We start from the raw sequence: 23,798 nt of genomic DNA, 5'->3' as shown, positions 1-23,798 counted from the left end.
ATGGCCATCATCGGTACGACATGCATATGGCTGCATGGCCCGGACACAGGATCTGTAGGAGCCCGGCTTGCCGACGATGACAATCGTAAGGGCGCCATCGCCGGCAAGCCGGGCTCCTGCAGGTTTTTGTATGTCAGCAAGTTTTGCATCGCCTGTTTATAATCAGCCCGCTTGCCAGCCATCGAGACCGGTATGACCGCCATCCACATCAAATCTCCTTCCCTGACCCTCAAGGCCGGCCCACGCGCCTTCGCGCGCATTCGCGAAAGCGGTTTGACCGCCGCCGATGTCGGCACGCTGCCCGGCGCCGCCGGTGGGCCGAAGGCGTTGGGAATTCAGGGTCTGGACCTGGCGCTGTTCGGCGAGTGGCTGCCCGCCGCGCCGCGAGAACGCTCGCTGATCGGCGCCTCGGTGGGCTCCTGGCGCTTCGCCAGTGCCTGCCTGCCGGACGCGGCTGAAGGCATCCGTCGCCTCGGCCACTTGTACACCGAGCAGCATTTTGCCAAGGGCGTGACCATGGCGCAGATCAGCCAGCGTTCGCAGCGCATGCTCGAAGACCTGCTCGACGGTCGCGACGGCGCGATCCTGAGCAACACTCATTACCGGCTGAACATCATGGTGGTCAAAAGCCACGGCTTGCTCGCCGACGATCATCGCGGGCGTCTCGGGTTGGGCCTGTCATCGGTGATCGCCGACAACCTGCGCGGTCGCGCGCGGCTGTCGCGGCATTTCGAGCGGCTGATCATCCACGACCCGCGCCTGGCGCCACCGGTCAACACGCTGACGGATTTCCCCTCGCGCTTCGTCGCGCTGACTGCCGGCAACCTGCGCCAGGCCCTGCTCGCCTCGGGCTCGATCCCGATGGTCATGGAAGGCGTGCGCGACCTGCCGGGCGCTGGCGCCGGGACCTTCCGCGACGGCGGTTTGCTGGACTATCACCTCGACCTGCCCTACAGCGGCAACGACATCGTGCTCTACCCGCACTTCACCGACCGGGTGATTCCCGGCTGGTTCGACAAGTCCCTTCCGTGGCGCCGCGCCTGCCCCGCGCGCTTGCAGAATGTGCTGTTGCTCGCGCCGTCGAAGGAATACCTGGCGCGGCTGCCCTACGGAAAATTGCCGGACCGAAACGATTTCAAGCGCTTCATGGGCGATGCGCCGAGCCGGCAGAAATACTGGCGCGTGGCGATGGACGAGAGCCGTCGACTGGGCGACGAATTCCTCGAACTGGCCGCCAACGGTCGCTTGGGCGAGCGCTTGCTGACCCTTTAGTCAGGACAAACTGGTAAACTCGCCGCCTGCCCATATCGCCGCGGCGATCGCCACCTGAACAGAGCTGAAAACACTGTGGAAATCTTCAAGGAATTTACGTTCGAATCCGCCCACCGCCTGCCCCACGTCCCGGACGGCCACAAGTGCGGCCGCCTGCACGGTCACTCGTTCAAAGTGGCAATTCATCTGAGTGGCGATCTTGATCCGCACACCGGCTGGATTCGTGACTTCTCCGAGATCAAGGCGATCTTCAAGCCGCTGTACGAGCGCCTGGATCACAACTATCTGAACGACATTCCGGGGTTGGAGAATCCGACCAGTGAAGTGTTGGCGAAGTGGATCTGGGTTGAGTTAAAGCCTCTGCTGCCGGAACTCAGCGCAATCCGTATTCACGAAACGTGCACCAGCGGCTGCATCTATCGCGGCGAATAATCGGGCAACCCGAATCAATGTGGGAGCGGGCTTGCTCGCGAAGGCGGTGGATCAGTCGACACATGTTTTAACTGACACACTCCGTTCGCGAGCAAGCCCGCTGCCACAGTTGAGCGGTGTGTTGTCAGTGATATAAAGAACAGCCTTCATGGCTGTTTTTTTACGCCTATGCTTTTTGGCTTGCACCCGCGCAAGAGGACGCACCCATGGCTGACTGGCCGCTGGCTCAGACCTACCGCTTCAACGGGCACTCCGTGCGCTACGCCGTTCGCGGCGATGGGCCGCCGTTGGTGTTTGTGCATGGCACGCCGTTCTCTTCGTACGTGTGGCACCGGATTGCGCCGCACTTCATCGCCACTCATCGCGTGTATTACTTCGACCTGCTGGGTTACGGGCAATCCGACAAAGTCGACGGCGATGTGTCGCTGGCTGTGCAGAACGAGTTGTTGGCTCAACTGCTGGAACACTGGGGGCTGGAGCGTCCGGACGTCGTCGCCCACGATTTTGGCGGCGCCACGGTGCTGCGCGCGCATCTGCTCAACGGCAAGGATTACCGCAGCCTGACGCTGATTGATCCCGTGGCGCTGTCGCCCTGGGGCTCGCCGTTCGTGCAGCACGTGCGTCAGCATGAAGCGGCCTTCCGCGGGCTGCCCGATTACATTCAGCGGGCCATTGTGCCGGCCTATATTCGCGGCGCGATCCGCCGGGAAATAACCGACGAGGAACTGCAACCCTATGTGCTTCCATGGCTGAACGATCCGGGGCAAGCGGGTTTTTACCGGCAGATCGCGCAAATGGACGAGCGTTATACCCGCGAGGTTGAAGCCTTGTACCCGACGGTGCGTTGCCCGGTGCAGATCCTCTGGGGTGAAGATGACGAGTGGATTCCCATCGAGCGCGGCCGCGCGTTGCAGCAGCAGATTCCGGGTGCGCAGTTCCACCCCATCCCCAATGCCGGGCATCTGGTGCAGGAAGATGCGCCCGAAGCGATTGTCGCGGCGCTGCTGCGGTTTTTGCCCACACCCGGTTGATGATGCGCGGGTAATGTCTTCTGTCAGTCGGGCTGCCTTCGCACCCACTGCTGCGCTAACGTATGGTGTACGAACGCTCCACGACCAAATCGATAAAAGGACCCGCCCCGATGCATATCATCAACGCCCGCCTGCGCAATCAAGAAGGCCTGCATGAGTTGCACCTGGAAAACGGCCTGATCAGCAACATCTCGCGCCAGATCGAAGCCCCGACGCTGGGCCCGGATGATCTGGACGCCGGTGGCAACCTGGTGGTGCCGCCCTTCGTCGAGCCGCACATCCACCTCGACGCCACGCTGACCGCCGGCGAGCCGCGCTGGAACATGAGCGGCACGCTGTTCGAAGGCATCGAATGCTGGGGCGAGCGCAAGGTCACCATCACCGAGGAAGACACCAGGACCCGGGCGAAGAAAACCATTCAGACCCTCGCCGCCCACGGTATCCAGCACGTGCGCACCCACGTCGACGTCACCGACCCGCAGCTCACTGCGCTGAAGGCGATGCTCGAAGTGCGCGAGGACAGTCGACACCTGATCGACATGCAAATCGTCGCGTTTCCCCAGGAGGGCATCGAGTCGTATCGCAACGGTCGGGAGTTGATGGTCGAAGCGATCAACATGGGTGCGGACGTGGTCGGCGGAATTCCGCATTTCGAATACACCCGCGACCAGGGTGTCAGCTCGGTGAAGTTTCTGATGGACCTGGCGGAACGCACCGGCTGCCTGGTGGACGTGCATTGCGATGAAACCGATGACCCGCATTCACGCTTCCTCGAAGTGCTGGCCGAAGAAGCCCGCAGCCGCGACATGGGTTCGCGGGTCACGGCCAGCCACACCACGGCCATGGGCTCTTATGACAATGCCTACTGCGCCAAATTGTTCCGTCTGCTCGGGCATTCGGGGATCAGTTTTGTCTCCTGCCCCACCGAAAGCATTCACCTGCAAGGGCGCTTCGATAACTACCCGAAACGCCGCGGCGTCACGCGGGTGAATGAGTTGCTCGAGGCGGGCATGAACGTGTGTTTCGGCCAGGATTCAATCGTTGACCCGTGGTATCCGCTGGGCAACGGCAACATCCTGCGGGTGCTCGAAGCGGGTTTGCATATCTGCCACATGCTCGGCTATCGCAATCTGCAAAGTGCACTGGACCTGGTCACGGACAACAGCGCCAAGGCCATGGCACTGGGCGACCGTTATGGACTGGAGCGCGGGCGCCCGGCCAATTTGCTGATTCTGTCGGCGGACAGCGATTACGAAGTGATCCGCAGCCAAGGGTTGCCGCTGTATTCGGTGCGGGGCGGGAAGGTGTTGATGAAGCGGCAGATGCCGGTGGTGGAGTTCATGGTTTGAGCCGGGCTATGAATAGACTGGGCTGACGCCATCGCGGGCAAGCCCGCGATGGCAATCTTGATCTCAACTCATCAACCGAGCCGTACCGAACAGGCTGACCCGACTCAATTCACCGCCCGATTCCTCCAGCAAAATCGGCGCCGTGCCACCCGGCATCATCACCTTCACTTCGCCAGCGCTGACCCAACCCACCCGCCACGCCGCACACGCCACCGCACTCGCGCTGGTGCCGGACGACGCCGTCGGCCCTTCCCCGCGCTCGAACACTCGGGCAGCGATTCGACCTGGCGATTCCAGCATCGCCCACTGCAAATTAATCCCCGCCGGACACGGCCGCCCTGCCCCGGTCGGCATGGCATAGGCAATCTGCGTCAAGCTTTCGGACAATGCCGCTGCGCGCATCTGCTCATTTGCCGGCAACGCCTCGACAGTGTCCACGAGGGTTACGCAGTGCGGATTGCCGACCCGCACGAACTGGCTGCACGACCACGCCGGGGCCAGCGCCGCCAGCGGTTCTACGCGACTCAGCTCGCGCCCATTCAACGCCACCCCGGTGACGCCTTGCGCGCTGACCGCCGCCGGCCCGAACGCCGGCTTGCCCAGGTCCAGCCAAAAACCCTGCACGCCCTCGACCTGCGCGACGCTCACCGATGTTTCGCCTGGTGAAGGCGTATCGGTCTTGTCGTGGTGAACCCTGAGCAGACAGGCTTCGTATCCAGGGAACAGTCCCTGATCGCTCAAGGCCTGGGAAAAAATCGTCAACCCGTTGCCACTGCGTTCGGCCAGCGTGCCGTCGGTGTTGACGATCAACAGGTCGAACGGCGACCCGGATTGAAACGGCCCCACCAGCAGTCCATCGCAACGATGCCCCTTGCTGCCGGGCGGTTGCGTCCCCGGCGCCCAGGCACAGAAAGCCTCGATGGCGGCCAATGCCCAGATCGTGCGGGTCTGCGCCGCCAGACTGGCCTGTTCCGGTAACTCAACCCCTGCGTCACGCAACGCGTCAGGCGCCACGACCGCGTAAATGTTGCCCCGAGCATCGTAGAACGGCGTCATGGCGCCTCCGGTAAAAACTTCAAAGGCGACAACATATCGCGAAACAGCCAAAGGCTGTGCAACCATGTCACCTGCCTGAACGCGAAACCGTCGGGACGCTGATCGAACCTCACCGGTGAGTCATTGTCCCTTGGGGACGCGACGTTTTTTGCCAAGGATCGATATGACCAACCTCAACACCCGGGCCACTTTCGTGCCCGGACGCCTGCAACAAATGTCCACGCGCGTGGCTTTTTTCATCGCCGGTTTCGGGATTGCCGCATGGGCGCCACTGGTGCCGTACGCCAAGGCTCGGGCCGGACTGGATGAGGGCACCCTCGGTCTGCTGCTGCTGTGCCTGGGAGTCGGTTCGATTCTGGCGATGCCGATAGCCGGCATGCTGGCCACGCGCTTCGGCTGCCGGCGCGTGCTGACCGGAGGTACGCTGCTGATCTGCCTGGCCCTGCCGCTGCTGGCGACGGTGTCGTCGATCCCTGCGCTGATCGCGGCATTGTCTATATTTGGCGCGGGGCTGGGGACGGTGGATTCGACGGTGAACCTGCAAGCGGTGATCGTCGAACGGGCCAGCGGCAAGACCATGATGTCGGGTTTCCACGGGCTGTTCAGCCTCGGCGGGATCGTCGGCGCCGCAGGTGTCAGTGCTCTGCTCGGCTTCGGAATTTCGCCGTTTGGGGCGATGCTGGTGGTGGTTGTGTTGCTACTGATCGCGCTGTGCAAAGCCGCGCCGCACCTGTTGCCCTACGGCAATGAAAGTTCCGGACCGGCGTTTGCCGTGCCCCACGGCATCGTGCTGTTTATTGGCGGGATGTGCTGCATCGTGTTCCTCGCCGAAGGCGCGGCGCTCGACTGGAGCGCGGTGTTCCTGGTCCAGGAGCGCGGCATTGACAAGGCGTACGCGGGGCTCGGTTATGCGGCGTTTGCGCTGACCATGACCGTGGGACGGCTGACCGGCGACGCGATTGTCCGGCGTCTTGGCGCCACTCGGGTGATTGTATTCGGTGGGCTGACGGCGGCGGCGGGTCTGTTTCTGGCGACGTTTGCACCGAACTGGGAATGGGCGCTGGTGGGTTATGCATTGCTGGGGGCGGGCTGTTCGAACATCGTGCCGGTGCTGTACACCGCCGTCGGTAAACAGACGGTCATGCCGCAAAACATTGCCGTGCCGGCCGTCACCACGCTGGGTTACGCGGGCATTTTGTCCGGGCCTGCGGTGATCGGGTTTATAGCCCATGCCAGCAGTTTGAGTTTTGCATTCGGATTGATGGCGGTGTTGCTGGTGGCCGTGGCTATTGGCGGAAAAGTGTTGAAGGTCTGAAAAGCATCGCTGGCAAGCCAGCTCCCACAGGGGTCTGCGGCGAATACAGATTGTGTGTACGCCGTCGATCATGTGGGAGCTGGCTTGCCAGCGATGAATTCACCTCGGTTTTTGTCAGAAACCGACGCTCGCCTGCACGAAGAACGTGCGCGGTGCGCCGACGTACAGGCCCGAGTTGTTGTCGCTGGAGCGGGTAAAGTACTGCTTGTCGAAAACGTTTTTCACCCCGGCACCGACTTTCAGATTCGTCAGGTTCGTCAGTGGCGCGCCGAAGTCATAACCGCCGCGCACGTTCCAGGTGACGTAGCCCGGAATGTCGCCGTACTGGCCATCGGCGGTGCCTTCGGTGATGTAGTTGTGGGTGAAACTGCCGTCGGCATTCACCGCAACGCCCGGCGAGCGCTGTTTCGACTGGGCGAACGCATCGACATTCCAGGTCCAGCGGTCGATGTCGTAACGCAGGCCGGCGGTCGCTACCTGACGTGAGTAGAACGGTAGGTCGCGGCCCTTGAAGCCGGGAATCTCGCCTTCATAAACAGCGCGCGTGTAGGAGATTCCGGCGTTGGCGGTCAGGCCGTCGAGCCGTGGATCGAGTGCCGCCATGTCGTAGTGCAACGAGGCTTCGATGCCGCGGTGCGTGGTCGCGCCGAGGTTGGTCCAGCCCGCATCGTTGCTGATGTACTGCAACTCTTTATCGAAATCGATGTAGAACAGCGTCACTTCGCCGCCCCACACGTCATCGTTGTAGCGCGTACCGACCTCGTAGGTCTTGGCCTTCTCGGGCTCCAGGCCGTTGGCCGTGTCGTCACCCGCGCCGCCCTGGCCGAGCTGGAAATATTGCAGGCTGCCAAACGAGGTTTCGTAGTTGGCGAACAATTTCAACGCATCGGACAGGTGATACATCACGCTCAAGGCCGGCAGCGGCTCGTTGCTTTCGATGCTGCGGTTCTTTTCCAGCACGCGCTTGCCGGCGGTGTCGAGCACCGGGCGATCGTGCCAGTCGGTGCTGATGTGTTCGAAGCGGATACCGGGGGTAATCGTCCAGTTGCCGACATCGATTTTGTTATCGACGTACACCGAGTTGGCTTCCGTGCCGCCGGTGCGGTCCTGATACACATGGCCGTCGGAGCCCGGACGAACGACCGGCTCGTTGTTGACCAGTGCCAGGCGGGTGGCCTCTTCGTGCATGCCTTCCTTGAGGTAGCGATAACCGACGCTGACTTCCTGGGTGGTCGGACCGACATCGAACACATGCGACACCCGCGGCTCGATGCCAAAGGTGTAATACGTGCGCGGGAACGAGCCGAGGGTTTTCTGATCGCGGGCGGCGATGTTGCTGCCACGGAAACTGTCGGAGTAATAGGTCAGCACTTCCGCCTGGGTGCGATCATCAATCTGCCGCGCCCACTTGAACGAGATGTCCTTGCGCCGGCCGCTGAAGTTGTCGTTGTTGCGGTCGGACTGAAACGGATTGGCGTCGTACTGCGCCTGCGTCAGGCCGCCCGGCATGTCGGCGCTGGCGTCGTAGTAATGCAGGTTGAGGCTGAAATCATCGACATCGGTCGGCGCCCAATGGGTCTTGAGCAACACGTCGTCGATGTCGTTGCCGTTGTTGCGCTCGCGGTAACCGTTGCCGTTTACCCCCGAATACAGCAGCGCCACGCCCATGCCGTTGTCCGCCGTGCCGCCGGCAAACGCCGTGTCAATGTGCTTCCAGCCACCGTGCTGCGAAGTCTCCAGTGTGGTGCCGATTTCCGCGGAGGCTTTTTCCGGGATCGCCCGGGTCACGAAGTTGATCACCCCGCCGACGTTCTGCGGCCCGTAGCGCACGGAGCCGGCACCCCGGACCACGTCGATGCTGTCGAGGTTGCCCGAGGAAATCGGCGCCATCGACAGCTGCGGCTGGCCGTACGGCGCAAACGCGGCCGGCACGCCGTCAATCAGCACGGTGGAGCGCGGCGACAGGCGCGAAGTCAGGCCACGCACGCCGACGTTCAGGGAAATATCGCTACCGCCGGTGCCGTTGGCTTCCTGCACTTGCACGCCGGGCACGCGCTTCAACACGTCGCCGACGTTCATCGCGCCCTGCTCGACCATCGCTTCACGGCGGATCACCGTGCGTGCGCCCGGGTGGTTCTGCACCACGGCGGCATTGGCGTCGCCGAGCCAGTCGCCGACCACCTTGATGTCGGTCACGCCCAATTCCAGCGGGCCGTTGGCGGCGACCTTCAGCGTCGGCGCCGGCGTCAGGGTCACCGAACCTTCGTCGATCTGATAGTCGAGGCTGCTGCCTTGCAGCAACTGGCGCAAGGCCTGTTCCGGCGACAGGTTGCCATTCACCGCCGGGGCCTGTTTGCCGGCGACCAGCTCAGGGCTGAAAAAAACCTGCAACGAAGTTTGCTGGCCCAGTTCACTCAGGGCCTGACCCAGGGCTTGCGCCGGAATGTGAATGGCATCGGCAGCAAAGGCCTGGGGCAACGCAACGTTGACTGCCAGCGCAAGCGTCAGCGGCAGCCAGAGGGATTTTTTGTTTTTAGCAGCGTTGTTTTTAGCGATGGTCTTTTTCACGTCGAACGGCGTCCTGTGGATCGCAAGAGTGTGCGTTTGTTAATGCAAACCAGTTGCAGTTGGACTAGAAGACGATGAACTCGAAAAAAACCTGAATTTATTTTGAAATTATTTCCTGACGACCGTCATCGAGGGTGCGCACGGCCACCGGCAGGATGGTCGGCAAGGCCTTGAGCAGCGCGTCGGTGTTGTCGGATTTGAACACACTGGTCAGGCGCAGCTGCCCGACTGTGTCGTTGCTGACGGTCAGCGGTTTCTCCCGGTAACGCGACACTTCCTCGGCCACTTCGGCCAGGCTGGCGTTGTTGAATACCAGTTTGCCACTGCGCCAGGCGGTCAGTTCCGCCGGGTTGACCGCATAGGCCGCTGCCACTTTGCCTTGAGCATCGACACGGGTGCCGAGCCCGGCGGTGAGGCTGATGAATTCATTCTCGGGCGCAGCCTGCCCCTGGACCTTGACCGTGCCCTGCTCCACCACCACGCGGGTGTCATTGACCCCGCGACGTACATCGAAGCGGGTACCGGTGACCGTGACTTTGCCGCTGCCCGCCTCGACTACGAACGGCCGAGCGCCGTCGTGGGCAACGTTGAACATCGCCTCACCATGCGTCAGCTCAATGCTTCTTTGGCCTTTTTCGAAGCGCACCTGAAGACGGCTGCGGCTGTTCAGGTCGATCACCGAGCCATCCGGCAATGTCACCTGACGCCGCTCGCCGAGCGCCGTGGCAAACTCGGCGGTGTAAGGCGACGGTTGATTCAAACCGCTAAACAGGCCCAGGCCAAGCGCCACTGCCAGGACACTGCCCGCCACTGCATAACGCAGCAGCGGACGGCGTTTGCCAAGGGCCGGCGGCGTTTCACACAAGGCCTGCAGACGCGCGGCGGGCAGCAGATCGGCCGCCGACCACAGACCCTGAAGCAACTGGAACTCGTCGCGATGCTGAGGATGCTCCTTCAGCCAGCGTTCGAAGCGTTGATGTTCTTCGACGTCGACCGCCGGGTCCTGCAAACGCACAAACCACTGTGCCGCCTCATCGCGAACCGTCGTTTGCCCGCACGCACAAGCACGAGTATCCATCATGGAAGTTCCTGTCGGGCGGCGGTCGGGAAGGCGCGGCCGATCATGATTGCTGTCCGTCGAGGCGGTCGCGCAGATGCCGCAGGGTGCGGATCATGTACTTTTCCACCATGTTCTTGGACAGACCCAAGCGCTCGGCGATTTCTGCCTGGGTCATGCCTTCGATCTTCTGCCAGACGAACACCTTGCGACAATTGATCGGCAGTTCAGTGAGCGCCCGCTCGATGGACTCGGCCAACTGGATCGCCTGCATAAAATGCTCCGGGTCGCCGGATGTCGACACTCTGTGATCGATCGCCTCCGACTCCATGGCACCCCGTCGATCCTCACGCCGATAACCATCCACCGCGATGTTGCGTGCGGTCTGGTGCAAGTACGCCCGGGGTTGTTCGACCGCCGCCGAATCAGACTCAAGCACCCGCACGAAGGTGTCGTGGGCCAGGTCCTCGGCCTGCTGACGATTTCTCAGGCGACGGGTCCAGGTGCCAACCAACTCTTCGTAATGCTCGAAAAAGCCGTGTCTGCGGGGCAACTTTGGGGTCATTGCGGTGTGCTGTGAAGACGGGGCGTGAATAGTAATGCTTCCTATTAACCGGAAGCAATGCATTCCAGTTCAGGCGGACCCGCGGGGAAAGTTGATTCAGGACGACTACGCCGACCTGTTCGTGATTGCCAAGGCTCTATCACCGCCTGAGTTTCATGGATAAACAACTGTGGGTGACGAAGTACAACCCCGGTATTGGCCAATTCCGGCCTGGACACGCTGCGCTTCATCAACCCGGTAGGCATCGGTGACACGATCCAGGCGCGCCTGACCTGCAAGCGCAAAATCGATCAGGGCAAAAAAAGAGCCCGCAGGGAATTCCGCAAGGGGTGGTGGCGTGGGATGTGGAAGTCACGAACCAATTGGGTGAGCTGGTGGCCAGTTACGACATCCTGACCCTGGTGGTGAAACGCGAGGTTTGACCGCCCCCTTGGTTGACCACACATCTCGCGGTCAACCAACAACAACTGTAGGAGCGAGCCTGCTCGCGAAAGCGGTAGATCAGTCAACTCGTTTGTTGAATGACACACCGCTTTCGCGAGCAGGCTCACTCCTACAATGAATCTTTGCCGCCCTGAATCTGCAGACAACCGCTGGACTTAATGCTTGCGCAGCCATTCGATAAACAGGGCAAACAACTCCGACTGCGAATTGACGTTCAGTTTCATGTACAGGTTCTTGCGGTGCATGCGCACGGTTTCCGGCGAAATGCTCATCAGGCTGGCGGTGGATTTCACCGAGTGCCCGCGCAGCACCATGTGCGCCACTTGCCGCTCACGCTCCGTGAGCAAGTCACTGCCGAAATGCTCGAACGCCGACTGCACGCGTTGCTTGAGATCGTCACGCAGGTCGGTGTCGTTGGCGCTCTGAATCACCGCACTCTGCTGCAAGCCGCGCCGGTCGAACTCGGCAATGAATTCACGCACCAGCGGTTCGACCGCCCGCAACAGATGCAATTGCTCGACCCGCAGGCTTTCACCGCCAAAGCCTTGAAACAGGCTGACCGAGATCTGCGTATCTGCACCGGTATCGACGATGTAAAAACTGTCCTCGGAACTGCCCGCCTTCAGGTAGTAAGTCTTGTAATACTCACTGTCGAAGAAGTTGTCCGGGGCGATCTCTTCCAGGTGATAAAAGCCCTCCGCCAAGCCCTGCTCCACCGCCAGGCAAAACGGGTCGAGCAAATAACCCCCGGAAAAATAGCGTTCGAGCAGCGAGACCCGGTACTCCTCCGCAATGCCCCGCTGAAACAGCAACTGCGGCGCACGATCCTTGTGTTCCAGGCTGATCATTACCGATTCGATCGACACCAGATGCCCGAACGCCGACGCCAGATAGCCCAGCGCGTCGGGCTCGTCGATATGGGCGAAGGCCTGGCGCAGGTCGGCATGCCATTTGTGCAAGGCCCCGAAGGGCAATGCGATCAGTGTGTCGTCGTTGGGTTTGCTCATGCCCCGCAGTCTAGCGGGAGAACCGATCCCCCGAAACTGCCGGTTGACCGAGGTCATTGGCCGAAATACTGGCCGCTCTGCTCAAGTTCCGCTGCCACCTCGAGAATGCACACCCGCAAGGTCTCGACGATTTCATCCACTTGAGCGCGAGTGAGGATCAACGGCGGCGACATCACGTTCAGGTGCATGATCGGCCGCACCAGCAGCCCACGGGATTGCGCCCGTGAATGAATGCGCTCGCCAATGTTGATCTCATCGGCAAACAACGCCTTGGTGCGTTTGTCGGCGACGAACTCCACGCAGGCCATGAATTTCTGACAGCGCACATCGCCCACTAGCGGTAAATCACGAAGCGTCGCCAGGCGTTGTTCCAGGTACGCGCCGACCACATCGACATGCTCCAGCAGGTTTTCCCGCTCGATGATTTCAATATTCTTTAACGCCGCGGTGCAGCACACCGGATGACCGCTGTAGGTAAAGCCGTGGGTAAAGCAGCGACCGGTTCCGGGCTCGGCGATCACCTTCCAGATACGGTCGGAAAAGATGCAGGCGCCCAATGGCAGATAAGCCGAAGTCAGGCCTTTGGCGGTGGTGATGATGTCCGGCTGCACGTCGAACAAATCCCAGGACGCGAAGAACTTGCCCAAGCGGCCAAAGGACGTCACCACTTCATCGGCGACAAACAGAATGTCGTGGCGCTGGCACACTTCCCACATGCGTTTCAGGTAACCCTTGGGCGGAATGATCACGCCACCGGAGCCCATGATCGGTTCGGCAAAGAAGCCGGCGACCTTGTCCGCGCCGATCGACTGGATCTTGTCTTCGAATTCCTGCACCAGAAACTCGAGGAACTGCGCTTCGTCCATGCCGTCCGGTGCGCGGTATGGGTTCGGGTTGGACACGTGGTGGATCAGCGGGTTGGCGTAATCGAACTCCGGCACGCGGTCGGCGGCCTTGTTGCCAATCGACATGGTCAAGGTAGTCGAGCCGTGATAGGCGTTAAAGCGCGCGATGACGTGCTTCTTCTCGGGTTTTCCCCGGCAGTTCTGGTAGTACTGGATCAGACGATACGCGGTGTCCACGGCAGTGGAGCCACCCGTGGTCAGGAACACGTGATCGAGATCCCCCGGCGCCAGGCTCGCGAGTTTTTCGCAGAGCTGGATGGCGACATTGTTGGACATGTCGGAAAACGGATTCGAATAGGCCAGTTGCCGAACCTGATCGGCAATCGCCAGGGCCATTTCTTCACGACCCAGACCAATGTTGGTGCACCACATCCCGCCGACGGCATCGAGATAACGATTGCCCTGGGTGTCGAAGATGTAGGCGCCGTCACCGGCAACAATGTTCAGGGAACCCTGCTCGGCGTGTTCATCGAACATGTGATAGCCGTGCATGTGGTGAGCCTTGTCGGCCTTGACCAGCCGGGACTCATCCGCCGGTGAATAGACAGTGCGTGTTGGCGTCGCCATAAATAAACCTCTAACCCAATTAACAAACGATCACGTAAACATCAGATCCCGCTTTTCACGGTGCTCCAGATACGGGTGATGGCCCGCATGTCCTTGGCGTCCTGAGTCTTCTGCGGAAACAGTCGCTCGCGGGTTGCAACATCCGGATAAATCGCCGGGTTGTTGCGCACATCGGCGTTGAGCAACGGTGTGGCCGCGGCGTTGCTGTTGGCGTAGTGGATGTAATCGGTCACATCCGCCATCACCTGTGGCTGCATCAGGTACTCAAGGAATTTGTGGGCGTTGGCGACATGCGGCGCATCGGTCGGGATGTACATGTTGTCGAACCAGATCAACGAACCTTCCTTCGGCACGAAGTACGCGAGGTTGATTTTCAGCTTGGCTTCTTCGGCGCGGGCCATGGCCGTCGCGTAGTCACCGGACCAGGTCATTGCCATGCAGACGTCACCGTTAGGCAGGCTGGTCAGGTAATTGACCGAGTCGAATTTGCGGATGTACGGCCTGACCGACAGCAGCAGTTCCTGGGCGGCCTTGAGGTCGGCGGGCGCGGCGCTTCGCGGGTCTCGGCCGAGGTATTTCAGGGCCAGCGGAATCACTTCGGTGGGCGCATCGACCAGGGTCACGCCACAGTCGGCGAAGCGCGACACGATCTTCGGATCGAAAATCATCGCCAGTGAACCGATCGGCGCGTCCGGCATGCGCTCCTTGATCTTGTCGACGTTGTAGGTAATGCCGTTGCTGCCCCAGGTGTAAGGCGCCGAGTAGGTGGTGCCTGGGTCAAATCCTTGCAAGTCTTGCAGAACTTTCGGGTCGAGGTTGGTCCAGCCAGGCAGCAGTTTTTTATCCAGTGGCTGGAACACTTTGGCGCTGATCAGCGGCGGAGCGAGCGACGCGTTGAGCACCACCAGGTCGTAGCCGGAGTGCCCGGTCAGCAGTTTGGCCTGCACCGTTTCATAGGCATCGAAGGTGTCGTAGATGACTTTGATACCGGTGGTCTTCTCAAAATCGGCCACGGTTTTTTCACCGATGTAATCCGCCCAGTTGTACAGCCGCAGGGTTTTGCTGTCGTCCACGTCGGCGGCATGGGCGTTGATCATGAGAGGGACGAGAAACAGGCTGGAAATCACCGTGAGGGCCTTGCGCATAGCACATTCACCTTATCAAGCGAGTTCGGTTCTGGATGACCGGGTGAACCTACTATTGGCGGATTTGGCGGAGGGCGCCATACCCCGAATGGGGGTGGCTGGGCTTTGAACATATCCATTATCTGATGATGGCTGATATTGGTTCCGCTCTTACAGCGGGTTACTTGGAAAAGCGCCAAGTAACCAAGCGCTCTTGCCCCTGTCGTTCGGTGCCTCGCTGTGGCTCGGCATGCCCTCGCTCCGGTCCTGCTCCGTGGGCCCGCCGCGATCGGCCATCCTTGGCCGTGCGCGGCTAAACCGGCATCCATGCCGGTTTGCCCACTGCGCAGAACTTGCGCTCGGCCTCTCGAGGGGGCGCTCAGATCAAAAGCCAGATCAAAATCAAACGCGCGCGAGGCGGCCTGATAGCCGACCTGATTTCAGGTCCACACGGTCCATTGTAGGAGCTGGCTTGCCTGCGATGAATGTCACCGATAACGCGTGCTGTCTGAATGACCGCGTTAGTTTGCCGCTCATCATCGGAACACCGCCCGGAGCACGCTCGCTCCTACAGTTAATTGAACAACAGTCGCTCCTTTTTCACGCTGAAACCTGCCCCTGCAATCGTCGCCCAACCACATCCAGCAAATCACAGCCATCGCGCAGTGAAGTCACCAACACACGCGCCAGTTCACTGTGGACACCCTCGCCACACGCAAAACTCTCGAGCAATTGCGTCGCCGTGCGAATGCGGTAAGACGCAGTTTCATGCAGCACGTCCAGTGGCGCTTCTGTGTCGATCAGCAATGACGGGACGCTGCAGTCGATGCCGGTGACGGGCATGTATCGATCCATGACGAAAAACCTCCAGTGGGAAAAAGGTACATAACGTTTCAGCGAGGGCAGTTGGTCGGCTTTGTAGACGAGCCTCGTGGCGGTTCGAGGATGTCCAGCGCTCGATTGACCAGCAACTCCGCCAACGCGGACAGTTGCTGAATGGTCAAGATCACCTGGCGACGTGGCCCCTCCAGTTCCCGGGCGAGATCGGTGGCCATGATGTTGAGGGAGGCCAGATTTTCCGAGGCGTGGCACAGCATCGCGGCCGTGTCGACGTCGGGGACGACGGCGAAGAATTGGCTCGGTGGATCGAGGCGGGTGTGAGTGCGCAGGGGCACGCTGACGTATTGCTCGCTGACTTTAACGGGTTGGGATTGATCGGCTGTTTTACCGGCCGGAAGGCCTGAAGGTGCGATTGCAATGGGGGTGGTCTTTTTCATGCCGGAATTCCTTTCATGGTTTAGAAAAGCGGCCGTCTATCGCCTTTAACCTGAAGTGGTTGATGGCTACAAATGGCGGACCGGTAGATTTATTACCAGAAAATTCAATTTTATTAATCAAATAAATGAACATCTGTGTAATTAAATGATTCTTCAATTCGGGCACTTCCTAGTTACTGTAAGACATTTCTTTTAGCCGAGTAGGCAGCGCCTTACATACGGAAACCAAACCAACTCATCGAATAAAATATTTCACCTCTATTCGAATTTTTTGGAAAATCATTATTTTTTGTCCGAGCAACAGATGTGTAGGATGCTGCGCTCAGCGAGAGCTGCCCCTGCCTCGAAAATCATTGCAACGACAGTCCAACGGTAAGTATTTAATGCACAAGAAAGACAGAACAGAAAAACTGAAAAACAACATCAGGTACCTGATAAAGAGCCGTGGAGAAACCCGGCTTTCTTTGTGCAATTCCAGCGGACTGACTCGAACCACTATCTACAATATTCTGGAAGGAAGGGTTGTCCATGTACAACAATCTACCATTCGAAAAATATCTGATTTTTTTGGCGTCTCGTATAAAGAAATAGAGACGGTTGATTTTGAAAAACAGGAAATAATAGAGAATAGTGCTTCACCGGACGGAAACATGAATCCGGCAGCCGTGCCGATCATTAAAGAAAGCCTATTGATTCAGAGTATGGATAAACGGATTGGAGAGTTGGCCATCACTTACCCCCTGACGTATTATTTCGGCACCGCCAGCAACTTAATAGGCGTACTACTGGAAAATGAAATCAGTGGAGCGAACGAAGCAGGAGATATCCTGATCGTCAAGAAAGGTTTTTCGAGTGGCGATGGGGAGTTACTGGCATACAACAAAACGACGAAAAGACTCAGCATCACTAACCGCAATCAGAACTCAGACACAAACCACATTATTGGAGCAGTGATTGAGGAAAGATTTAATGGAAAATGACAATAGTGTTGAGAACAGCAAATACAAATTATTGGGCTTCGAAAAAAGCAAAAATCTCGCTGTCATCATGGTCATCTCTACAGGACAAATTATAAAAATAAAGCTTGCCGAAGTATTGAGAAGTGAAATTATGGACAACCTGAGCAAAATGGAAATCAGGGACATCTGCAGAAAACATTATTCAGGTGGCGACGCATTAACCACTTACGAAATGATTGATCGGCATGAACGGTCCTGGATGATCTACGTAGCCCTCAACCTGCTTCTTTTTGCGCTCTATATTTTCACTAACGTCGCCGCGTCAAAATTGGTATACATCGAAACATTTGACGTCGTTGTAACCCCCGGTGTTTTTTTATACCCGCTGACTTTTTTAGTAGTAGACATATTGAATGAATCCTACGGCCTTAGACTTGCGCGACGAGCCATACTATTCGCATTCGCAAGCAATGCCTTCATCGTAGTTTTGCTCAGCGGCACCAGCTATCTTCCAGGTTTAGCAGACTGGAAACTCGACGCCCCCTACAGCGAAGTGATTAAACATGTGACATCTGCATTATTAGCCTCCTGCATCTCCTTCCTTTTTTCTGAATACGTCAACTCCTATCTACTCTGCAAAATAAAAAAACTGACAAATTCCAGATTTTTATTTTTGCGAGTGTTCTTCAGCACTTTTTTTGCAGTAATAATAGATAGTTTTATTTTTTGTTTTATTGCATTTTACGGAACGATGCAAAACAACGAAATTCTGAACATTATTTATATCCAAATCACCATAAAAATGTGTTTTGCGATTTTCAACATTTTACCCGCCTATGGAGCGAGATCACTGTTAAAAAAATACATAACCGAAAACGCATAAGACGCTGGGACGGGGGCGGCTCCATAATTTCGTACCCCCGTTGGAAAATCAGTTCTATAAGATCATTTTAATTTTCAAACTAGTCATCAGCTCCTTTCGCCCCACAAGAAACTCACTCAGCCCTTTCGCACGAAGCACACACGCGTCACAGTCACCACACCCACTCCCTATTATTCCGTTATAGCAAGTCAACGTACGGTAACGAATCAAATCCAATTGCCCGTGATAATCAGCCAATGCCCAAGTTTCAGCCTTGTTCAACCGCATAAGAGGCGTTTCGATCCGCACCTTATAATCCATACCCAAATGAATAGCGCTGTTCAAAACCCTGACAAACTCGTCGCCACAATCCGGATAACCAGAGCTCTCGGTTTCGCAAACACCTGTAATGACCGCTTCAGCCCCCACTTGATAGGCATATATACAGGCCAACGTTAGAAACAGAATGTTCCTGCCAGGCACAAACGTATCAGGCACACCGTCCTCTGCACTTCTGGCAATTGGAGTTCCGTCTCGGGTCAAACTGCTGATGGCAAGTTCGTTTAACAGAGAGGTATCCAATACCTTGTGCACTTTTACGCCGAGCTGTTGTGCAAGCTGTCGCGCCACGTCGATTTCCGCGCGATGGCGCTGGCCGTAATCGAACGTGAGGCAGTGAATTTCATCGTATGTCGGTAATGCTTGGATCAAGCAGGTAGTGGAGTCTTGTCCGCCACTGAAAACGATAACGGCCTTTCTGGTCATGGTTCATTCTTCCTTAGATGCGCGGCTGGGTGCCGGGGCTGTTGACCCTACCGGGAAGCTCAAATTCTGGTTGTGGGAAGTTTCCTAAATGGCTGTCTCCGAATTCCGGTTGTGCCTGGTAGGCAGCGTTCCTACAGGAGAGGCATTGACCACCTGACCACCGGCAGCAAAAACCATTTGCTACCAAATATTACATGCGTCATATTACGTACGTAATTAAAACCGTTCGCCACAGGTAACCTTCTATGACCAGCATGTCCAGCCTCGAATCCGATCTAGCTGTCCCGGTGAGCGCGCCCAAGCCTCCCCTGCTCAAACGCCTGATTCTGTTGACGCTGGCCATCGCTGCCCTGGTATTCGCCGGTTTCTACGCGGTGCATTGGTGGTCCGCCGGCCGCTTCATCGAAGAGACCGACGACGCCTACATAGGCGGCAACGTGACGGTGATCGGGCCGAAGGTCGCCGGTTACATCGACGAAGTGCTGGTCACCGACAACCAGAAAGTGAAGGCCGGCGACGTGCTGATCCGCCTCGATGCCCGCGACTACCGCGCCAACCTGGCCAAGGCCGAAGGCGCGGTGGCTGCCGAAGAAGCCTTGCTCGCCAACCTCGACGCCACTGAACAATTGCAACAAGCCGTGATCGGTCAGGCCCGCGCCGGGATCGATGCGGCGGGCGCCGAAACGTCGCGTTCGCGGGACGACAATGCGCGCTACAAAAAGCTGGTGGGTAGCAACGCCGTCTCGGTGGAAAGCGCACAGCGCGCCGACGCCACGTTCAAGACCGCCCAGGCGCTCAGCTCCAAAGCCCAGGCTGAACTGCTGGCCACGCAACGCCAATTGAACGTGATTTCAACCCAGAAACAGCAAGCCCGGGCCGCGCTGATGCAAGCGCGGGCCGAGCGTGATCTGGCGCAGCTTAACGTCGGTTACACCGAGTTGCGCGCGCCAATTGATGGCGTGATCGGCAATCGCCGGGCGCGGGCCGGCGCTTATGCGCAGGCCGGTTCGCAACAGTTATCGGTGGTGCCGGCCAGCGGGCTGTGGGTCGATGCCAACTTCAAGGAAGACCAACTGGCGCGCATGATCCCCGGCCAACGCGTGGTGATTCATGCCGACGTGCTTTCGGGCCAGGTGTTCCACGGCCACCTCGACAGCCTTGCCCCGGCCAGCGGTTCGCAGTTCAGCGTGTTGCCACCGGAAAACGCCACCGGCAACTTCACCAAAATCGTGCAGCGTGTGCCGGTGCGCATCCTGCTTGATCCGGCCGATGGCGTGCTCGGTCATTTGCGTCCGGGCCTTTCCGTCACGGCCGAAGTCGATACCCGCGCAGAGCCTGAAACCCCTGCCGTAGCCAGCGCGCCATGAGCCGCGCCCTCACCGCCCCGGCGCAACCGTTCAACCCCGCAGACATGGCGACGGCGACCAAGGTTTTCGCTTTCGCCAGCATGTGTATCGGCATGTTCATTGCGTTGCTGGATATCCAGATTGTCTCCGCCTCGCTGCGCGACATCGGCGGCGGGCTCTCCGCCGGCACCGATGAAACTGCGTGGGTACAAACAAGCTACCTGATCGCCGAAATCATCGTCATTCCACTGTCCGGCTGGTTGTCTCGGGTGTTCTCGACCCGCTGGTTATTTTGCGCCTCGGCGGTGGGCTTTACCCTCGCCAGCCTGTTGTGCAGCGCGGCCTGGAACATTCAGAGCATGATCGCCTTCCGCGCTTTGCAAGGGTTTCTCGGCGGCTCGATGATTCCCCTGGTGTTCACCACCGCGTTCTTTTTCTTCACCGGCAAACAACGGGTGATTGCCGCCGCGACCATCGGTGCGGTCGCGTCGTTGGCGCCGACGTTGGGCCCGGTGATCGGTGGCTTCATCACCGATATTTCCTCCTGGCACTGGCTGTTCTACATCAACCTGGTGCCGGGGATTTTTGTCGCGGTGGCGGTGCCGATGCTGGTGAAAATCGATCAGCCGGAACTGTCGCTGCTCAAGGGCGCCGACTACTTGAGTATGGTGTTCCTGGCGCTGTTTCTCGGCTGCCTGGAGTACACCCTGGAAGAAGGCCCGCGCTGGAACTGGTTCAGCGACCACACGATTCTGACCACCGCGTGGATCAGCGGCCTCGCTGGCCTGGCGTTCATCGGCCGGACGTTGCACGTGGCGAACCCGATCGTCGATCTGCACGCCTTGAAAGATCGCAATTTCGCCCTCGGCTGCTTCTTCTCATTCGTCACCGGCATCGGCCTGTTCGCGACGATTTACCTGACACCGCTGTTTCTCGGCCGGGTACGTGGCTACGGCGCGCTGGACATTGGTCTGGCGGTTTTCTCCACCGGGGTGTTCCAGATCATGGCGATTCCGCTGTACGCCTTTCTCGCCAATCGCGTCGATTTGCGCTGGATCATGATGACCGGCCTGGGGCTGTTCGCGTTATCGATGTGGGATTTCAGCCCGATCACCCATGACTGGGGAGGCAAGGAACTGATGTTGCCGCAGGCATTGCGCGGGATTGCCCAGCAACTGGCGGTGCCGCCAGCGGTGACGTTGACTCTCGGCGGACTGGCGCCGGCGCGGCTCAAACATGCGTCGGGGTTGTTTAATTTGATGCGAAATCTGGGGGGTGCGATTGGTATCGCTGCGTGCGCAACGATCCTGAATGACCGGACCAACCTGCATTTCACCCGGTTGGCGGAAAACCTCAACAGCACCAACGAGGCGTTGAATCAGTGGCTGGCGCAAGTCGGCAACAACTTTGCGACTCTCGGCCAGAGCGGCGACACTGGCGTCACCGCCAGCCTGCACCAGCTGTGGCTGCTGACGTACCGCGAAGCGCAGACCCAGACCTACGGCGATGCGTTTTTGATGATCGGGGTCTGCTTCGTCATCGCCACGGCGATGGTGCCCTTGATGCGCAAGGTGCAACCACCGGCCGCGCCGTCAGCGGATGCGCATTGATCAGGCTTGAGGCATTTTGCGGAAGCCAATCGCCAGACGGTTCCAGGCGTTGATCGTGGTGATGGCCACGGTCAGGTCGACCATTTCTTTCGGGCTGAACTGCGCGGAAGCCAGTTCGTAGTCTTCATCTTCAGCGTGAGTCTGGCTGATCAGGGTCAGGGACTCGGTCCAGGCCAGGGCGGCGCGTTCACGATCGGAGAAGAACGGCGTTTCACGCCAGGCGTTGACACCGAACAGGCGGCGGGTGGTTTCGCCGCCCTTGATCGCGTCGGCGGTGTGCATGTCGATGCAGAACGCGCAGCCGTTGATTTGCGAAGCGCGCAGCTTGACCAACTCGATCAGGTTCTTTTCCAGCGGCAGCTTCGAAACGGCGGTTTCCAGAGCGATCATGGCTTTCAGTGCGTCAGGGGAAGCGGTGTAGAAATCGGTACGGGCTTTCATGTCGAACTCCAGGAGCAAGTAGGGGTGGAGCTAAGTTAATCCCGTACGCTGGTTGCTGGAATATCCAATATCTCAGAAGTCGAGTAGACCACCGTCGGGCACCCCAAAGAACCGCGCACCGGCCATTCAACTCAACGCTTAAGCACGACTACGCAACCACTGCAAAAACCCCTTCTTCTGCGCCACTTTGGGCGCTTCCTCGGTCAGCGTCTGCGCCTTGTGCAAACGGAAATCCAGCAACGCCTTCATCGCTTCGCCGATGTCATGCCGCGCATCCAGGCACGGCTTGAGGTAGTCCTTTTCAATCCGATACAGGCTGCACGCGGTCTTGGCGCTGAAGTCCGCCGGCACCGCCGTATCCGATAAAATCCCGCCCTCGCCGATCACTTCGCCGGGCCCCATGCGCCCGGATTCGAACTTGACCCCGGCTCGGCTCAACGCCACCGACACCACGCCAGATTCGATGATGAACAAATGATCGCTGACCTCCCCCGCCGGCAAAATCATTTCCCCGGCACGGAAGGTTTGCAGGGTCATGTGCTGGCTGAAGGTTTCTTTCTCTTCCTGACGCAGGGTGGAGAAAATCGCCGAACTTTCCAGCAATGCCCGTGGCCGTGACAGACCGGCCGGCGCGTTCGATTCGACGCTGGACAAAAGGCTCACGCCCGAGGCCTGCAAATGCCGGAACGCCAGGTCGAACAGCAGATTGCGCACCATGCGTTTCTGGTCCATCGAGACCACGAAGCCGCTGATTTCATACTCCACGCCGGTGGCGCTCGAACCTTTGAGAGCGACGCACGGCGCCGGTTTTAAAAGTAGAAAACGGCAACCCTCCATCGCCCGTTCCAGCGCATCGATCACCGTTTGCGGACGGGCGTGCGGGCTGAGCTGCAAGCTGATGGACACGCCAAAAATATCGCTCGGCCGGCTGAAGTTGATGATCTTGGCCTTCGCCGCCAGCGAGTTGGGGATCACCGCCATGCTGCCCTGGGCAGTTTGCAGGCGCGTGGCGCGCCAGTCGATGTCAGTGACCCGGCCTTCGGTGCCGTCGATGGAGATCCAGTCATCCAGCAGATAGGGCTTGGTGGTGTTGAGGACGATCCCGGAAAACACGTCGCTGAGGGTGCTTTGCAACGCCAGGCCGACGATGATCGCCAACGCCCCGGACGTCGCCAGCACGCCTTTGACCGGCAGGTCGAGGACGTATGCCAGTGCGGCGATGATTGCAATCAGGAAAATCACTGCACCGAGCAAATCCTGTAGCAGGCGCCCGGTGTGCCCGACGCGCTGCATCATCACCGCGCCAATCAACACCGTCAGGGTCCGCGCGCCGAACAGCCACCAACCGATTTGCAACCCCGTCGCCGCGAGGTGCAGCGGTACGTTGTCGGCCCAGGGCGCGGGCTCCAGTGGGTTCAGGCCTTCGTTGAACAGCAGAAGGCTGAACAACGAAAAAATCAGCACCCGCACCACCAGTTTCCAGTTGCTGCTATCGGCACTGATCAGACGCCACAAGCCCAGATCGACGAGGACCAGGACCAGCGCGCAGACCAACGGGTGATTGGTGAGCAGTGACAGCATCGAGCAACTCCAGCCATGTACGGATGGGCACAGTGTAGGAGCAATTGATGACGGGAGAACAACACAAAAAACTGTAGGAGCCCGGCTTGCCGGCGCTGGCGGTTTCAAGATCGCCATCGCCGGCAAGCCGGGCTCCTGCAGAGAACGTGTGATGCTATTTGCTATTGGTCTTGTCGAGACGTTTGTAAGAAGTAGTCGTGGGGTGATCCTCGCTTTGATTTTTTCGTCTAAACGCGGCCAGACAAGCGTAATCAGTCAAGCCTGG

The 23,798-nt window shown here is 58.9% G+C and carries 21 protein-coding genes and 1 pseudogene; 10 read left to right on the top strand and 12 right to left on the bottom strand.

Going from position 1 to position 23,798, the window contains the following annotated elements; all coding sequences use genetic code 11:
* Positions 1-192: 192 nt before the first annotated feature.
* The 4 genes from ACYZT4_RS02485 to codA all read left to right on the top strand — a co-directional run bounded on the left by ACYZT4_RS02485 (position 193) and on the right by codA (position 4,084).
* A complete protein-coding gene (locus ACYZT4_RS02485) occupies positions 193-1,272 on the top strand; it encodes a patatin-like phospholipase family protein (protein WP_461984968.1) in 1,080 nt (359 codons plus the stop codon).
* 75 nt (positions 1,273-1,347) lie between these two features.
* Positions 1,348-1,704: a 6-carboxytetrahydropterin synthase QueD gene (gene queD / locus ACYZT4_RS02480; RefSeq protein ID WP_065884039.1), complete on the top strand. Its 357-nt coding sequence runs from the start codon at positions 1,348-1,350 to the stop codon at positions 1,702-1,704.
* Positions 1,705-1,910: 206 nt separating this feature from the next.
* A complete protein-coding gene (locus ACYZT4_RS02475; protein WP_461984966.1) occupies positions 1,911-2,735 on the top strand; it encodes an alpha/beta fold hydrolase in 825 nt (274 codons plus the stop codon).
* 110 nt (positions 2,736-2,845) lie between these two features.
* Positions 2,846-4,084 carry a cytosine deaminase gene (codA, locus tag ACYZT4_RS02470; RefSeq protein WP_461984965.1) on the top strand — a complete coding sequence of 413 codons (1,239 nt, stop codon included), beginning with the start codon at positions 2,846-2,848 and terminating at the stop codon, positions 4,082-4,084.
* Positions 4,085-4,147: 63 nt separating this feature from the next.
* Here codA and ACYZT4_RS02465 read toward each other — a convergent pair whose 3' ends face one another.
* Positions 4,148-5,140, bottom strand: coding sequence for a diaminopimelate epimerase (locus ACYZT4_RS02465; RefSeq protein ID WP_461984964.1), 993 nt, complete (start codon positions 5,138-5,140; stop codon positions 4,148-4,150).
* 163 nt (positions 5,141-5,303) lie between these two features.
* On the opposite strand from ACYZT4_RS02465, the gene ACYZT4_RS02460 reads away from it, so the two are divergent.
* On the top strand, positions 5,304-6,455 hold the full coding sequence (locus tag ACYZT4_RS02460; RefSeq protein WP_461984962.1) for an MFS transporter: 1,152 nt from the start codon (positions 5,304-5,306) through the stop codon (positions 6,453-6,455).
* Between the two features lie 114 nt (positions 6,456-6,569).
* Here the strand turns inward: ACYZT4_RS02460 and ACYZT4_RS02455 are convergent, their stop codons facing one another.
* From ACYZT4_RS02455 to ACYZT4_RS02445, 3 genes are all read right to left on the bottom strand, one after another.
* Positions 6,570-9,023 (bottom strand): TonB-dependent siderophore receptor, encoded by a 2,454-nt coding sequence (locus tag ACYZT4_RS02455; RefSeq protein WP_461984960.1) that lies wholly within the window; start codon positions 9,021-9,023, stop codon positions 6,570-6,572.
* Positions 9,024-9,120: 97 nt separating this feature from the next.
* On the bottom strand, positions 9,121-10,104 hold the full coding sequence (locus tag ACYZT4_RS02450) for a FecR family protein (RefSeq protein ID WP_461984958.1): 984 nt from the start codon (positions 10,102-10,104) through the stop codon (positions 9,121-9,123).
* Positions 10,105-10,144: 40 nt separating this feature from the next.
* Positions 10,145-10,645: a sigma-70 family RNA polymerase sigma factor gene (locus ACYZT4_RS02445; RefSeq protein WP_461984957.1), complete on the bottom strand. Its 501-nt coding sequence runs from the start codon at positions 10,643-10,645 to the stop codon at positions 10,145-10,147.
* A 189-nt stretch (positions 10,646-10,834) separates the two neighbouring features.
* Between ACYZT4_RS02445 and ACYZT4_RS02440 the strand changes: the two are divergent.
* Positions 10,835-11,067 (top strand): annotated as a pseudogene (locus tag ACYZT4_RS02440) (hotdog family protein); the annotation flags it as partial.
* 177 nt (positions 11,068-11,244) lie between these two features.
* On the opposite strand, the gene ACYZT4_RS02435 reads toward ACYZT4_RS02440, so the two are convergent.
* The 5 genes from ACYZT4_RS02435 to ACYZT4_RS02415 form a co-directional block, all read right to left on the bottom strand.
* Positions 11,245-12,153 (bottom strand): helix-turn-helix transcriptional regulator, encoded by a 909-nt coding sequence (locus ACYZT4_RS02435; protein ID WP_461984955.1) that lies wholly within the window; start codon positions 12,151-12,153, stop codon positions 11,245-11,247.
* Positions 12,150-13,568 (bottom strand): aminotransferase, encoded by a 1,419-nt coding sequence (locus tag ACYZT4_RS02430; RefSeq protein WP_461984953.1) that lies wholly within the window; start codon positions 13,566-13,568, stop codon positions 12,150-12,152. The genes ACYZT4_RS02435 and ACYZT4_RS02430 overlap by 4 nt, the downstream gene beginning before the upstream one ends.
* Before the next feature lie 41 nt (positions 13,569-13,609).
* Positions 13,610-14,713 carry a polyamine ABC transporter substrate-binding protein gene (locus tag ACYZT4_RS02425; RefSeq protein ID WP_461984952.1) on the bottom strand — a complete coding sequence of 368 codons (1,104 nt, stop codon included), beginning with the start codon at positions 14,711-14,713 and terminating at the stop codon, positions 13,610-13,612.
* Positions 14,714-15,292: 579 nt separating this feature from the next.
* A complete protein-coding gene (locus ACYZT4_RS02420) occupies positions 15,293-15,547 on the bottom strand; it encodes a hypothetical protein (RefSeq protein ID WP_461984950.1) in 255 nt (84 codons plus the stop codon).
* Positions 15,548-15,585: 38 nt separating this feature from the next.
* Entirely contained in the window at positions 15,586-15,969 is a 384-nt protein-coding gene (locus ACYZT4_RS02415) for a DUF6124 family protein (protein ID WP_461984949.1), read from the bottom strand.
* Positions 15,970-16,352: 383 nt separating this feature from the next.
* On the opposite strand from ACYZT4_RS02415, the gene ACYZT4_RS02410 reads away from it, so the two are divergent.
* Together ACYZT4_RS02410 and ACYZT4_RS02405 are read left to right on the top strand one after the other, a co-directional pair.
* The gene (locus ACYZT4_RS02410; protein WP_461984947.1) at positions 16,353-16,949 is read left to right on the top strand and encodes a helix-turn-helix domain-containing protein; all 597 of its coding nucleotides are present in this window, start codon (positions 16,353-16,355) and stop codon (positions 16,947-16,949) included.
* On the top strand, positions 16,939-17,811 hold the full coding sequence (locus ACYZT4_RS02405) for a queuosine precursor transporter (protein ID WP_461984945.1): 873 nt from the start codon (positions 16,939-16,941) through the stop codon (positions 17,809-17,811). The genes ACYZT4_RS02410 and ACYZT4_RS02405 overlap by 11 nt, the downstream gene beginning before the upstream one ends.
* A 54-nt stretch (positions 17,812-17,865) precedes the next feature.
* Here the strand turns inward: ACYZT4_RS02405 and queC are convergent, their stop codons facing one another.
* Positions 17,866-18,555 (bottom strand): 7-cyano-7-deazaguanine synthase QueC, encoded by a 690-nt coding sequence (gene queC / locus ACYZT4_RS02400; protein WP_461984944.1) that lies wholly within the window; start codon positions 18,553-18,555, stop codon positions 17,866-17,868.
* 245 nt (positions 18,556-18,800) lie between these two features.
* Between queC and ACYZT4_RS02395 the strand changes: the two genes are divergently transcribed.
* Positions 18,801-19,922: an HlyD family secretion protein gene (locus tag ACYZT4_RS02395; protein ID WP_461984943.1), complete on the top strand. Its 1,122-nt coding sequence runs from the start codon at positions 18,801-18,803 to the stop codon at positions 19,920-19,922.
* Positions 19,919-21,511, top strand: a complete 1,593-nt coding sequence (locus ACYZT4_RS02390) for a DHA2 family efflux MFS transporter permease subunit (protein WP_461984941.1) — start codon at positions 19,919-19,921, stop codon at positions 21,509-21,511. The genes ACYZT4_RS02395 and ACYZT4_RS02390 overlap by 4 nt, the downstream gene beginning before the upstream one ends.
* Here ACYZT4_RS02390 and ACYZT4_RS02385 read toward each other — a convergent pair whose 3' ends face one another.
* Positions 21,512-21,952, bottom strand: a complete 441-nt coding sequence (locus ACYZT4_RS02385; protein WP_461984939.1) for a carboxymuconolactone decarboxylase family protein — start codon at positions 21,950-21,952, stop codon at positions 21,512-21,514.
* Positions 21,953-22,090: 138 nt separating this feature from the next.
* Complete coding sequence (locus ACYZT4_RS02380; RefSeq protein WP_461984937.1) at positions 22,091-23,533, bottom strand: mechanosensitive ion channel domain-containing protein; 1,443 nt, start codon at positions 23,531-23,533, stop codon at positions 22,091-22,093.
* Between the last annotated feature and the right edge of the window lie 265 nt (positions 23,534-23,798).

The sequence above is a fragment of the Pseudomonas sp. GB2N2 genome (assembly GCF_054897705.1).
The sequence above is the reverse complement of the archived record's forward strand: the minus strand, read 5'-3'. Positions and strand labels throughout refer to the sequence as shown.